The sequence below is a fragment of the Robbsia andropogonis genome (assembly GCF_000970345.1).
Taxonomy (GTDB): domain Bacteria; phylum Pseudomonadota; class Gammaproteobacteria; order Burkholderiales; family Burkholderiaceae; genus Robbsia; species Robbsia andropogonis.
Genome location: NZ_LAQU01000003.1, coordinates 325,640 through 339,306, shown reverse-complemented (window position 1 = coordinate 339,306; position 13,667 = coordinate 325,640). Strand labels below are relative to the sequence as shown.

At 55.0% G+C, this 13,667-nt stretch carries 12 protein-coding genes; 4 read left to right on the top strand and 8 right to left on the bottom strand.

Features of this window, described 5'->3' with window-relative positions; translation table 11 throughout:
* Positions 1-401, top strand: a 401-nt coding sequence (locus WM40_RS29950) for a hypothetical protein (RefSeq protein WP_162199037.1), incomplete at its 5' end; no start/stop codon positions are given.
* A gap of 1,583 nt (positions 402-1,984) precedes the next feature.
* Here the strand turns inward: WM40_RS29950 and WM40_RS05190 are convergent.
* Entirely contained in the window at positions 1,985-2,566 is a 582-nt protein-coding gene (locus tag WM40_RS05190) for a TetR/AcrR family transcriptional regulator (RefSeq protein WP_024905942.1), read from the bottom strand.
* A gap of 118 nt (positions 2,567-2,684) precedes the next feature.
* Between WM40_RS05190 and WM40_RS05185 the strand changes: the two genes are divergently transcribed.
* Complete coding sequence (locus tag WM40_RS05185) at positions 2,685-4,094, top strand: amidase (protein WP_046152294.1); 1,410 nt, start codon at positions 2,685-2,687, stop codon at positions 4,092-4,094.
* 280 nt (positions 4,095-4,374) lie between these two features.
* Here the strand turns inward: WM40_RS05185 and WM40_RS05180 are convergent, their stop codons facing one another.
* Both WM40_RS05180 and WM40_RS05175 read right to left on the bottom strand, forming a co-directional pair.
* Entirely contained in the window at positions 4,375-5,622 is a 1,248-nt protein-coding gene (locus tag WM40_RS05180; RefSeq protein WP_036013247.1) for an MFS transporter, read from the bottom strand.
* A gap of 220 nt (positions 5,623-5,842) precedes the next feature.
* Positions 5,843-7,003: an FAD-dependent monooxygenase gene (locus tag WM40_RS05175; protein ID WP_046152293.1), complete on the bottom strand. Its 1,161-nt coding sequence runs from the start codon at positions 7,001-7,003 to the stop codon at positions 5,843-5,845.
* Between the two features lie 115 nt (positions 7,004-7,118).
* On the opposite strand from WM40_RS05175, the gene WM40_RS05170 reads away from it, so the two are divergent.
* Positions 7,119-7,793, top strand: coding sequence for a TetR/AcrR family transcriptional regulator (locus tag WM40_RS05170; RefSeq protein WP_046152292.1), 675 nt, complete (start codon positions 7,119-7,121; stop codon positions 7,791-7,793).
* Positions 7,794-8,091: 298 nt separating this feature from the next.
* On the opposite strand, the gene WM40_RS05165 is transcribed toward WM40_RS05170, so the two are convergent.
* Positions 8,092-8,982, bottom strand: coding sequence for a LysR substrate-binding domain-containing protein (locus WM40_RS05165; RefSeq protein WP_046152291.1), 891 nt, complete (start codon positions 8,980-8,982; stop codon positions 8,092-8,094).
* Positions 8,983-9,147: 165 nt separating this feature from the next.
* On the opposite strand from WM40_RS05165, the gene WM40_RS05160 reads away from it, so the two are divergent.
* The gene (locus WM40_RS05160; protein ID WP_024905937.1) at positions 9,148-9,807 is read left to right on the top strand and encodes an NADPH-dependent F420 reductase; all 660 of its coding nucleotides are present in this window, start codon (positions 9,148-9,150) and stop codon (positions 9,805-9,807) included.
* Positions 9,808-10,003: 196 nt separating this feature from the next.
* Here WM40_RS05160 and WM40_RS05155 read toward each other — a convergent pair whose 3' ends face one another.
* From WM40_RS05155 to WM40_RS05140, 4 genes are all read right to left on the bottom strand, one after another.
* Positions 10,004-10,960 (bottom strand): SphA family protein, encoded by a 957-nt coding sequence (locus WM40_RS05155; RefSeq protein ID WP_024905936.1) that lies wholly within the window; start codon positions 10,958-10,960, stop codon positions 10,004-10,006.
* A 39-nt stretch (positions 10,961-10,999) separates the two neighbouring features.
* The gene (locus tag WM40_RS05150) at positions 11,000-11,479 is read right to left on the bottom strand and encodes a flavin reductase family protein (RefSeq protein WP_046152351.1); all 480 of its coding nucleotides are present in this window, start codon (positions 11,477-11,479) and stop codon (positions 11,000-11,002) included.
* A 105-nt stretch (positions 11,480-11,584) separates the two neighbouring features.
* Positions 11,585-12,814: a styrene monooxygenase/indole monooxygenase family protein gene (locus WM40_RS05145; RefSeq protein ID WP_036013241.1), complete on the bottom strand. Its 1,230-nt coding sequence runs from the start codon at positions 12,812-12,814 to the stop codon at positions 11,585-11,587.
* A 51-nt stretch (positions 12,815-12,865) separates the two neighbouring features.
* The gene (locus WM40_RS05140) at positions 12,866-13,657 is read right to left on the bottom strand and encodes an SDR family oxidoreductase (protein WP_024905934.1); all 792 of its coding nucleotides are present in this window, start codon (positions 13,655-13,657) and stop codon (positions 12,866-12,868) included.
* Between the last annotated feature and the right edge of the window lie 10 nt (positions 13,658-13,667).

The window sequence follows — 13,667 nt, the reverse complement described above, 5'->3', positions numbered from 1 at the left end:
GGTCGAATCCTATTCCAGGCGATTCTCGCATTTTCGCATCGACGGCGCGCGACCATGCGAAGCCCAAACACGGGACGGCGATCGTGAACCAATCCGCTATCTTCTACTCGGATCGTTGCGTTCGGCTGCCCGAGCGATTTGCAACCTGCCTTGAACGCGAAAAATACAACCCCCTTCCAGCCCGCACCTTCTTATCGCTGAAACCAAAGAAAGCATCTGAGAAGGCTTATTCGCCTAAGGCAAACCCAAAACTACAACTGGAACACTCGATGACGGCCCTTAAGTTGCCGCCGCTCAAATGTCTGGCAGGTTTCCGTGGTAGGCGCCGCATGACGGTCGATCTCGGTCACCATCGTTGTCCACTAGGCAGCGAGACGGCGCTTTTTGTAGTCGACGCTTGAGCAGACACTCCGTGGATATCTGTTGAATGTCCGCGTGCCGAATTTATACAACACGGTTACGACATCGAGCAAAATACTCGTCAAGAGCGAAGCTCCCGTTAGCACTTTTCAGAGGAATCAAAGGCTTTATTATGAATTGTCATCTTATAAGAGTAGATGCCACAAGATTTCCTAAAAGAGATAGTTTTTACTTGCAGTACGCGCCGCTGATAAGAAACGGAATTGTTAGGCAAAGTATTATGCCCAATAAAAATGTATAAAATACGAATTTTGATACAACTCGAACATTATTAATGCGGTCATATTTTCCGTATGCTTTCATTAAAGATATTACGGAAAAAACTATTGATGCAGCAATCACAACTGAACAAGTTAGGACTAAAAGAGCGCCTTCTTTTGGTGGGATAGTGTGTATGTTGTATTTTATTTTTGTCCAGCACGTAGATAAATCAACTGCCAAGAATAAAAAAAATTAAAAATCATTGAAAAGATAAATATTATTTTTTTCAACTTAAACCTCAAGATGAAGCGGGAATTATTGGATTTTTGATTTGGGAGAATAACTCGTATGCTTTATATTTCATAACATTACATATTACGAATAATTACGTAATAGTAAAAAATATTAATGTAATTTTTTTGCAAGTTTAGGGCAACAGAACGGCTAACCGACTTAGCCGTCTTTGATGCTCCATCACGATTCTTAACGAGTTGCGCTATGGCTGCTCTGGCTGACAGCTTGAAATTTGATAGGCGGTTGAATGCTATGCGGATGACGTCATCTGCCATTGTGAAAGCGAAGCGGCGTCTCGGTCGTTACTGGCTGATCGTAAAGCTCGTATCGCGTGGTGTCAGTTAGAGTTGCATCCGGAGAAAACTCAGCTCGTATATTTCGTCTATGCGACTCGAGGTCGTGACTTTGTGATTGACTACTTTTCCGAGAACTCCCACAAGGCATAACGGCCAACGGAGCCGCGCATGACTCGCGCAGCGAGCCACTCAACGCCGTTAGAGAAAAAACCGAAACCGTCCTTTTAAAGCGCTCTGACCCTGTCTCGAAACGACTGACCTGCCCCGGGCATTAGTCTCTAACGGTAATCCCCCTGCGCAGGGTGACTGTACCCGCCAGGCACCGGTGAGTGGCATCGCGAATGCCTTTTCGGAATAGCCTACCTCTGCTGCAATTGCCTGCATGGTGTCAGCATCTGGTAGCGCCTCGCGAATCAATCCACCAGGGGATTGCCTCCTGCATTGCCATCAGCGAACGAGGCCAGTCTTTCAACCGGGAAAAGGCTGACCGGCGCAACAGTGTGTTCTGTCGTTGTCATTTGTTGGCTAGCAAGTGGTAAATGAGCGAGTGACGGGTAGCCGAATCCTATTCCAGGCGATTCTCGCATTTTCGCATCGACGGCGCGCGACCATGCGAAGCCCAAACACGGCGCAGCGGTCGTGAACCAATCCGCTATCTTCTACGCGAATCGTTGCGTTCGGCTGTCCGAGTGATTTTCAACCTGCCTTGAACACGAAAAATACGACCCCCTTCCAGCCCGCACCTTCTTATCGCTGAAACCTAAGTGCGTCTGTTATTCAGGGATAAGTCCTGCTGTGCGATAGCTGTTTAGCAATGCGTCGAAAAGCGCGATATCCGCTCGGCCGCGCGCCATCAATTGTGCGCCGGAGACCGCCGCGAAAATCGCCCTAGCGCGGTTTTCCGCGTCCGCCACATCCACCATTTCTCCCTGGATAAGGGTGTTTTTCAGCCAGGCGACATTCACTTCGGTAAAGGCAAGGACTTCGACCTTCACCGCTTCGGGGAGATCGTCGTACTCGGCGGTCATGAAACTGCAAAGACAAATGCGGTTATCGCACTCCAGCGATTTACGGAACGTCTCCGGGTATCGATGCAGACACTCCCGGGGAGTTGCTGTCCCCAATGACAACGCCTCCAACCATGCTGCCGATTCTTCCCAATACCGCTTAGCGACGTTCGCGGCAAGGTCCGCCTTGCTTGGAAAGTGGTAGTAAAGGCTCGCCGCTTTGATACCAAGGTCTTCGGCCAGGACCCGCATATTGAGTCCGCCATAGCCGTGCGCTTGCGCAATTTTAGTAGCCGCAGCAAGAATTTTTTCGCGCGATGTCGCGCTTGCATGCACCGGGTTCTTCATATGCCGCCGTCGTGAAAAAGGATTGACGAGAAGAAGTATAACGCCTAAAGTTTGCCTAACGAACGTTAGGTAGTTTGATGTTTCGTCATTTATCTTTCTATCCTTTGGAGGTTTCCCGATGAAGACCGACTTATTTTTCAAAGATGCCAGCGCGCTGGCTGAGCTCATTCGCACAAAGGAAGTTTCGCCCGTTGAAGTGGTGCAGGCGCATCTGGACCGGATCGAGGCGGTTGATCCAAAAGTGAATGCGATCGTGACGATTGCGGACGACGCACTACGTCACGCGAAAGCCGCGGAAGCGGCCGTTCTGGAGGGGAGGCCATTGGGGCCGTTGCACGGTGTGCCGTTCAGCGTGAAAGATTCAATTGATACAGCAGGGGTATTGACCCAGCGTGGCTCCCCGATCTTCAAAGGCCGCCGCCCGGATGTCGATGCCACGAGTGTGGCTCGGATGAAGCAAGCCGGCGGTATTCTGTTGGCAAAAACAAATCTTCCCGAGTTTTCTTATTGGATCGAGAGCGACAATCTGCTCTCCGGCCGATCCAACAATCCTTGGGATCTATCCCGGACACCCGGCGGTTCCAGCGGTGGGGAATCGGCGGCAATTGCGGCGGGTATGTCGCCGCTGGGCTTGGGCACGGACCTCGCTATCTCGGTGCGTGGCCCGGCCGCGCAGACTGGCATCACATCCATGAAGGCCACGCATGGCAGCGTGCCGATGACTGGCATCTGGCCGCGTGCACCGCGCCGCTTCTGGCATGTGGGGCCGATGGCGCGATCGGTGCGTGATATCGCGCTCGCTTATTCGCTATTGCGCGGTCCGGACGGCAAGGATGCTTTTTCCAGCAGTATGGTTCGATTAGATGCAGGAATAGACCATCCCCCTGTGCGTCCGCTGCGAGTCGGCTGGATGGTCGGACCGGGATTCGGCCCGGTTGATGCCGAGGTCGCCGCGACCGTAAAAGCCGCAGCCGAAGCGCTGAGGGGACAAGGCGTTTTTGTCGAGCCGGTCGGTATTCCGGCGCTCGAACGCGATTTCGCTCTCGATGTGTTCAACAAGCTCCACGTCATGGAGATGAAGCCTGCGTTTGCGGCAGCCACTGCTGGTCGGGGTGACGACGAGCTGTATAAAATGGCGAAGACCATGCTCTCATTGCAGGAGACATCGATGGCGGACTATATCGAGGCTGAACAAGCGGCAGAGCGCTTGCGTGACGGGTTTGCAGACTATTTCACGCGGTACGACGCGCTCATCACTCATGCACTGCCCATTCCAGCGCATAAACATGGCGTGGACCGCTTTGTCATCGACGGCCAGACTGTTGATGCCACTTACCTTCAAGGCGCAACGGTTCCGCTCAACGTGACGGGCTTGCCCGGTTTGGCAATGCGATTCGGGACAAGCAAAGAAGGAATGCCAATCAATGTGCAAGTTGTGGGGGCGTGGCAGGCCGAATCCACCATCCTGCACGTCGCATCGCTACTTGAAGCGGTCAGCCCCGTGCGTGACCTGCATCCGTCGCTTTGATATCGATGGAACGCAAGGCGGGCTGTATCAAAAATGTGCAATGCGGAATTGAATAATGCTTGCTGATAGCATGTATGCTGATGCCAAACGCTTGCAGCTCGGAGCCGGAAGACATTGCCCTTTTGTTTGAGCCTTGAGCAGCATCTGATAGTGGTGCAAGTTGTAGCGCCTTGGCTGGCGGAGTCGATTATTCCGCATGTCACCACCCTGTTGAGAGCTGTTAGTTTGTCGCTCGAATGCGTTTTAATATAAGCACGAGAGCGACTGCGGACAGCGCGTTTCACGCCGGCGTTCCAGGGGAGGGCGCGGCGGACATCCCGCCCACCTCCGTCGTTTTGACCCGGCGTATCCAGAACACAGCAAAGACAAGCCCGACCATCGCCACCCAGCCGTTATGTTGATAGCCTTCGATGGCGCCGCTGGCATTCGTCGACAGAAACAGGCCGCCTAACCAGGCACCGCACCCCACGCCCAAAGCCTGAATAGCACTATTTACACTCAGAAAGGCACCCCTATGCATCGGGTCCGGCACCTTGGTCATCAGTGCCTGCAACGGGGTCATCCGTCCAGACATGATCACCATGAAGAATGAAAAAAACGCTAATAAAAAAGCGAACGATAAGTTTGGCAAATGGGTCATGCCAAAAACGGGAATCAGCGCAAGCATGGCCATGATGCGGAATACGCGCTGGCTGCCACACGTATCGACGAGTTTGCCAATCAGGCGCGATGTAAAGAAAGTTGCGGCCCCGCCCACCATATAAATCCAGGAAAGCATAGCGGGCGCAATACCATGATTGGCCACCAACACTGGCGCGATGAAGGGGATGACCACCATTTGCGACGCCATCGAGAAAAACGTCAAGACGAAGGCCACGAGATGGCGCGGATTCGCAAAGATATGCCATAGCGCAGGTAACACCTGCGACAACGTTGGTTGAACCTGATTCAGGTGCGCGTTCAGCACAGGGACGATCCGTGCCCCCCCTACGCAGGCCAATACAGAAAGTACTGTGAGCAGGAAAAACGGCGCAGCCCAACCGAAGTGGGCGCCCAATAATACGCCCGCCGGTACACCCGCAACGCTTGCCAGAGAAAACGCCATCATGATCGTTCCCATGGCTGTACCGCGACGCGCAGGCGGAATCACATCACCCACGATGGCCATGACGACCGAACCTAACACGCCGCCCGTAACACCGGCGAACGCTCGCGCCAACAGCAGTACGGAGAAACTTGGCGACATCGCACAGGCCAAATTCGACAGCGCGAAAAGCGCGTAAATGAAGAGCAGCAGTTTGCGTCGATCGAAGCGGTCTATATAGGTTGCCGCGAACAGGCCGGATAAACCCGAACACCAGGAGTACACCGAGACAGCTGTGGCGAAGCCGGTTGGGCTAATGCCGAAGGTGCGCATGATCTGGGTGCCAAGCGGCATCATCACCATGAAGTCCATGATGACGGTGAACTGCGTGATGGCGAGCAAGGCTAGCAACGAGCGCTCGTTTCGAGAAGTAATGTTGTACATGGGGTACTTTTTGAGAAGTAGGGCCACGAGCGGCGGGGGCTTTGGCGGCTTGGCTTGCTGAGGACTGATGCCTGCAAAACCAGGTTTTGGCCTTGTCGTCTATTGCGGGGGCATGGACGTAGGGACCAAAAACAGCAAGCAAGCGATCATTCTGCGGATCTCGGCAACGTTTTTACGTAACAGCCGCATTACGACCTTGTGCAGCCATTCAAGTAGTCGTTTACAAATCGATTACTCCGGAACCAATTGCACGGTTACGCTCGGCTATCTCTGCCTCGTCAGAGGGGAACATGATCGCCATACCAAAATTGACAGCTTTTTCCTGGATCTCGTCCACAAAGCCGTGCAGCTTGTCGTGGTATTCATGAAAGGCGGCCACGTGGTCTTTTCCATGATTGCGTAGGGCATCCCCAAGTCGGGCCGCGCCGACGATCGCCAAAGAGCCTCCCATGCCGGCTACTGGTGAGACGCAATATCCTGCGTCGCCCACTAGCACAACACGCCCTTTAGACCAGAGCGGCATCCTGATCTGGTTTATCTTGTCAAAATAGAAGTCATCGTCGGCGTCCAGATGTTCCAGTATGTCAGATACTTTCCAACCGAGCCCGTCGAAATGGTCGTGAAGCATGCCGCGCTGTTGAGCGCGATTACGATGGTCGTACTCGATTTCTTCGTCGCTTCGAAAGGCAAGTGCAATATCGGTTCGATCATCATAGCCATTCAGGATCGCCGTTTGTCCAGGCACGCTGAAAATTTGCGATACGTTCGCGGGAAGTAAATCCGTCGTGGGGACAACCTTGATGGCAAAGTAGCCGCCCATGAAATGCGAGAAATCATTTGTCTGGCCGAATGCAAGCCGCCGCGTATTGGAGCGGTTTCCATCGCAACCTAACAGCAGCGCATAGTCGCCATAAGCCCCATCGACGAACCTTACCGCCACGCCATTGGGTCCCTCTGTAATCTGCGCAATCGATCGTCCGAACACGATCTCGACTTGATGCGCGACGCTTTCCAACAGAATCTCCAGCAGGTCGTCGCGATGGATTTCGTACTTCGCGTCATCCGAAGCCGGTTGCGCAAGCATCTTGCCGACCTCGGTGTCGTCAGCGTTCTTAAATTGGAACGTGCGGGGAGGAAGGGCTTTGGCGCGAACGTTGTCGATGATGCCCATGCGCGTGAGGACGTCGATGGCCTCTCCTTCGAGGTCTACAGGCGTACCGCCTTTTCTCAGTTGCTTGGCGATCTCGACCACCGTGACGTCATAGCCCAACCTGCTCATCCAAAAAGCGCTCGCAAGCCCGGCGAAACTTGCGCCTGAGACAAGCACGCGGGTGCGGGCAGTGGTTCTCGCCTGCTTTATCGCATTTTCTGGAGGCGTCATATCGGATTCCCGTGACAATTAAATTTTATATCCAATCCAATAATATACTTAGTATATATTTGTGCACAAGCTAAATGATATACTTGCTCCACCACAAGGACAGCATCGAGCAGGCATGGAAGATCAGCTAGATAGAAGAACTCGCAAGCGATTGGCCATGCGTCAGAACATTTCGGACGCGGCGACAAAGCTATTCTTCGAGCGTGGCTTTGACAACGTTACTGTGGACGACATTGCGGAGGCCGCCGATGTGGGGCGCATGACTGTGTTTAACCACTTCGCCCGTAAAGAGGACATGTTCTTTGATCAGGAGGAAGAGGCTCGCGAGGTGATCCTGGACGCGGTGCGAACTTGTAGATCGGGCTTAGCGCCCATCGAGGCATTGCGACTATTGGCGCATAGGTTGATTGAGAACGACGCACCCTATATCCGTTTTTTTGAGGGGAGCCGGCGCTTCGTCGAGACGGTAGCGGCTAGCGAAGCACTCAAGGCGCGGGCGCGGGCGATACGAGATGAAGTGGCTCGCGCTTTAAGCGAGTCGCTGGCGCTCGCGGTTGACCGACCGTCTGACGATCCTGACGCCCAGCTCGCTGCTAATCTGTTATTAACAACCTGGAGCGTCGCCTTCACTCAAGCGCATGCTGCATATCGGCGCAGCGAAGACGTGGAGATGGCAAAAAATACGTTTTTAGCTGTTGTCGAAAAAGGCGCGATGGGTGTGACGGCTGCGATGATCGGCACCCCCTACGCTCAACACAAATCAGAAAACGGCGCTAGCCAAGACGTTTAATCAAGACATCCGGGTGTTGAGCGAATCTATAGTGGCTTGTCTGTTTCAATCCGCCTTCATTTGGCGCGAAGCTGATCCGATCCGAAAGTTCGGCGAACGGCAGTAACAATACTGTAAGCGCACACGCTATAAACCTTTGGGAACGACCATCCTGGCCGAAATCCGGCCGTCTGTCGAGGATGCCTTTTTGGCCAGTGCAGGCATTCACGCCAATACCCATGAGCAACCGACTTGTGATGCCTTTTTGTCACCTGTTCGAATAACGGGATCTACGATGGAGCGGCTTTCCATCAGCGCTCTAACCGAGCGTACGCATCGCCGTGTCAATGAAAGAGCGAAGCTTTGGTGTTTGCCGTTTGTCGGGGGAAAATAACAGATGTATTGGGCGAAGCGGTGCTTCATAGTCGGGCAATATTTGCGTCACCTCACCTCTAGACATCGATTCATGGATGAGATCCCTGCCGCCCATGACGATACCGAAGCCTTTTCGGGCAGCGTTCAATAGGGACACGCCATCATTAACGAACATTCTGCTTCGCACATTGACTGTATGGGAAATACCGTCTTTCCTGAAGCGCCATAGATTTTCCACGGAACGGGAATGAAATGAATATCCGAGGCACTCGTGTTGTTCGAGGTCTGATGGCGTGCGCGGCACCCCGTGTTTTTCCAAATACGCGGACGAAGCACAAACAATCAGTTGATAGGGTGCCAACGGTCGCGCGATAAGCCCGGGAGGCGGCGCCGCGCCGATACGGAACGCCATCTCGACGCCATCCTCTACGATGTCGACCAGACGGTCCGTGAGCTCTAATTCCACGGTCACTTCCGGGTGCATTTGCAAATAGGCGGCCACCAGTGGCGCAATACTGTGGGCGCCAAAGGTTACCGGTGCGGTGACACGGAGACGGCCGCGCGGCGTTCCTTTCTGAACGGCGGCTAAGGAGTCAGCCTCCTCGGCTTCGGCCAATATGAGTTGGCACTTCTCATAGTACATTGCGCCTATTTCGGTAAGGCTTTGCCTTCTTGTCGTTCGGTTTAGAAGCTTTGCCCCAAGGCGGTCTTCCAATGTACTGACGTGCTTGGCAACCATTTGCGGTGAAAGACGCAGGGCGCTTGCTGCCGCTGCGAACGAGCCGGTGTCAGACGCCTTGACGAAAACGGCCATGCTGGTCAGTCGGTCGAGCATTCGACGCTCCCAATGGCGAATGTAACAACTACATCTCTATTTATCTTCATATGGCAGTCAATCTACCATGAGTTGCGTAGGCGAAAAGGCTCATGGCCACGACCTGCATATGCGGAATCAGTTTGAACCTGCCTGCAGGCTCGCACTCTAGAGAGAGATACACATATGAAAATAGGCATTATTGGCGCCGGATTCATTGGACGCGCTGTTGCAAAATTGAGCCTGGCGGCGGGACATGACGTGATGGTCAGTAACTCGCGTGGGCCAAAGTCATTGAGTAGCATCCCGAGTGGTATCGGCTGCCAGGTTGGCACGGTGGAAGAGGCCGCATCCTTTGGTAACATCGTGCTGCTTGCCATCCCGTTCAGTGCATACACATCGATTGCACCACAGCTACTTGCGGGAAAAATTTTGATGGATGCGAACAATTACTACCCGGACCGCGACGGCAATATTGCTCCGCTTGACCGACATGAAACGACTACTAGCGAAATGACGGCAAAGCATTTCGCGAGTGCCAAGGTCGTGAAGACATTCAATGCCATTCTCGCGAAGGATCTGGAAGAAGACGGCAGACCTGCTGGCGCATCCGACAGGCGCGCCCTCCCGATTGCCGGCGACGATATCGGCGCGAAAGCAACAGTCGCAGATCTTCTTGATCAGATGGGATTCGATTGCGTTGATGCCGGTAGCCTGAAGGACAGTTGGCGCTTTGAACGCGCGAAGCCGGCCTATTGCATCCGTCTTGATGCCGAGAATTTGACAAAAGCGTTGGCAGCAGCGGAGCGTGACGTTGAGGTTGAACACGGGGCATGGCGGCAATAAACGTCACCGTTTCGAACTCATGGCGGGCCCCATTTTCAATGTAAGCGCGACATCGGTCCCTTCTGCACAGTGCAGCAGGCCCGGTCGTTCAGCGATATGGCGGCCGGTGCCACGTCCGGTGCGATGCTTACAGTCTGATGCTGATGTGCCGAGCAAACGCAATCGAGCCGTACGACTATCCCTTATTAGCGGCGCTTCACTGAAAGTGGTGCACGTAGCGAAGTACCACCCGGCTACCTTCCGGGCGGTTGCGTGCATTCGCTTCGAAATACGCATTGAACATAACGTGATCATGTTTGGAGAAGCTGTACATAACGCCTGGGCCGATTGCCCAGACAGCCTCACGTTGTCCAGATACGTTCTGGCCGTTCACCTTCAAATCCGTAATCTGCCTTAGCCAATAGCCATTGAGCCCGATTCGCAAGTTAGGCATGACCGCATACTCGGTGGCGAAGTTTGCGTGTAATGCCTGCCCGGCCTGCGATGTATCCACATCGTTGCCCAGGCTTTGCAACGGGCGGTTGTTTTTCGCGTTCCACAGATAGTGCAGCCGCCATGAAATGCTCCACTTAGGGGTCAACCAGAGGGTGGCGGCCCAGTAAGGATCCAGCGACCAGAAGCCGCTACCGGGATTGACTGCCTTGCTTGGATCATAGGCTCCGGTAGGCGCAATGATCTGGAACTCGAAACGCTGAACAAAACGGGGTCCGTTTGCGCCCATCACCGGATTGAATTGAATAAAGGGCCCAAAGAGCAGGTCACCAAAGCCGGGGCGGCTGTTCAACGCGACGTTGCCGAGACCATCGTCGGTGTGCGCCGATGCGACCCATGGCAGCAGTACATCGATACCGGGTTGTGCACCGGCGAATTTGAAGCGCGACAGATACACCAATTGCGTCAAGCCCGCGAAGATATCGATGTTCTGCTTCGGCAACCCCACTTTATTTCCCGCATTATCGTTGACGCGAGACGCGGTGTAGTACTCCAGATATTGCGTGCCGTACCATCCGGGCCCGGCGGGCGGTGCTCCGTCAAGAAAGCTGGTGAAGCCAAGGTTGACGGTGGGAAGGTCGCTGGCCAGAACGGTCGCTGAGCAGAGCAAGTTGAACAGGACGGAGCAGGACAAAAGCGTGCGGGGAAAAAGGCGTTTCATTGCATCACCTATTATAATAAGTATTACATAATTAAAGACTTATAGAACATTCGGATGATTGGCGACGATGCGGTATTGACCCAAATGAAAAACGAGTGGAGCATGGCCTTTCGCTTCGAAATGCTCGACTTGGCCAATGAAGATAAGATGATCTCCGCCGTCGTATTGCGTGACGTTGCGACAGATAAAGCAGGCACTGCAGTCGTTCAGTACCATCGTGCCACCCATGCTTTCCCGATATTCCACCCCGGCGTACTTGTCCGGAGAGGGTTGGGAGAACTGGCGTGATAAGGCGATTTGCGCTTGTGTCAGCACGTTGATGGCGAAATATCCGGCACCAGCAAAGTCGTCGCGGCTGGGCGATGTTTTGCCCAGACTCCACAGCACCAGTGGTGGATCGAGTGAGAGCGAGGCGAAGGAATTCGCGGTCAAGCCGATCTTCCGTCCGTCCTGCGCCGTTGCGGTGATGACAGTAATGCCGGTGGGATACTGACCGAATGCATTGCGTAGCGCACGCATCGCGGTCGCGATGTCGTTCGACGGCACGGCCGCAGGTGTCGGGCTGGCCCGCGAAGTGGTATCGGAAGGACGGGACATGCTGTTCTCCTAGTTCTGTCGGTTCGTTCAGGCGGCGTACTCTCTGAGCATTGCCGAGCAGGCCCGCGCGTCAAACCACCATGGTGCGAATGTGCGAGGATCGTCGAAGCCGTTGGCAATGCGCGATGCAAGCATGGGTGCCTTGGCGGCGCTCTGGAGCAAGGTAAGAATGTGCGGCGGCGCCGGAGTCAGAAGCGAGTTGGTCCAATCGACGACCGATTTCGCGTATGACCAGTAGCGGTCGAAAGTCTGTTGCATCCAGTGCTCGTCGAACGCCGCGTCGGCCCGTTCGACGATGGCGGCCAGGTAGACCTTGGCGCATTTAGCCGCGTTGTTCGCCCCTTGGCCGGTAATCGGGTCGTTGACGACTACTGCGTCGCCGAGACCCAGTACGGTCTTGCCTGATGGCAATGTGAGGCAGGGATTGCGGACGGTCGGCGCGAAGCGTCCGGCCAGTACGCCGTTGTGGTCGGACAAGGCAACATTCGCACAACGTTCGGCTTCCCATGGCAGGAAACGGCGGAGGATGGCCAAGCTGGTTTCGAGATGGTGCTCCGGCGACTTCACGTCCGCCCAGCAGTCCATCGGGCCACCTGGGATACCTTCGAACACCATGATTTCGCACGGTCCGGTGGTCGTCAGCGCGGGAAAGACGAAGTACTCACCAACCCCCGGAATCAGATTGAAGCGCACGCGCGAATACGGTGTGGTTGGTGTCATCCCGGTCACATACGTCAGCGCCAGCGCTCGCTGCGGTTTGTCGAACGGACTACGCTCGGCGTTGCGGCCCAGCCGGTTGACGATCTCGCCTTTGCCGGCGGCGAGCAATACCATATCGTGGGTGTGTGCGAGCTGCTCCATTTCCGGGATACCCACGTCGCAGATCCGCACGTCGGCACCGCGTTGCGCCACCGCTTCCAGCCATCCCGACATCTTGACGCGTTGATCCACCGACTGCGCAGGCTTCGACAGCGGGGAGGCCCAGTTAATCAACGTTGCACCGAAGTTTTCCGGATGCGGTACGGTGAACCCGATCCCGTCGATCGTGGGGCAGGAATCGCCCCACCAATTCAAATTGAGGTCGCGCTCGATTTGCAGTGCCGAGTCGAACATGCACTGACTCGACATGATCTTGCCAGTGCGGATTTCCTCCGCCGTGCGATTGGTCGCAAGCGTGATCTCGTACCCGTGGTCGAGCAATGCAAGCGCGAGCTGCAGTCCGGCCTGTCCGGCACCAACGATGGCGATTTTTCTCATGATAGTGAACTCGATCTGAAACGATTGATGGGGACCCCCGACTTACGCGGGCTATTCGGCTAATTTCGGGATGGCCGCAACGGCTTGCTCCGGGCCCATGGTGGAATAACCACCATCCACGGCGTAGTCGGCACCGGTGACGAAGCTCGCCGCGTCTGAACAGAGAAACGTCACGACATGCGCGACTTCCGCAGGGTCGCCCACGCGACCGAGCAAATGGTAGGGCGCTGCCACGCGATTGGTTTTGGCGCGATCACCGTGCGTCAACTGATCCATCACGCGGGACCAGGTCCAGCCCGGCGAGACCGAATTGACACGGATGCCGTCCGGTGCAAGATCCATTGCCATGCTGCGAGTGAGTGCTTTGATGGCGGCTTTCGAGGTTGGATAGAGCCACCGGCCCGTTTGCGCGCACCCTGCCGATATCGAGCTGAAGTTGACAACGGCGCCACCGCCGCGCTTGAGCATATGTGGATGTGCCGCTTTGACCAGCATGACCGCCGAAATGACATTCACGTCGAACGCGGAAAGCCAATCCTTGCGCGTGGCCCGAAAGCCGTCATCGTTATAACTGCAGGCCAGATTGACGATGATGTCGATGCCACCGAAACGCCTGACTGTTTCCTCCACGGCATCGGCAACGGCGCGATCGTCCGTGATGTCCGTCTCGATAAAGACGTCGTCGACGCCAAGTGCTTCGCCAAGCAACGCACCATTGTTGGCGTCGATATCGAGAACCGCTATTTTCGCGCCGGCCATCGCCAGGTCTTTTGCGACGGCTGCGCCGATCAGTGTGGCACCACCGGTAACGATGGCGACCTTTCCTGCAAGTGAATGCGTCATGATGTGCTCC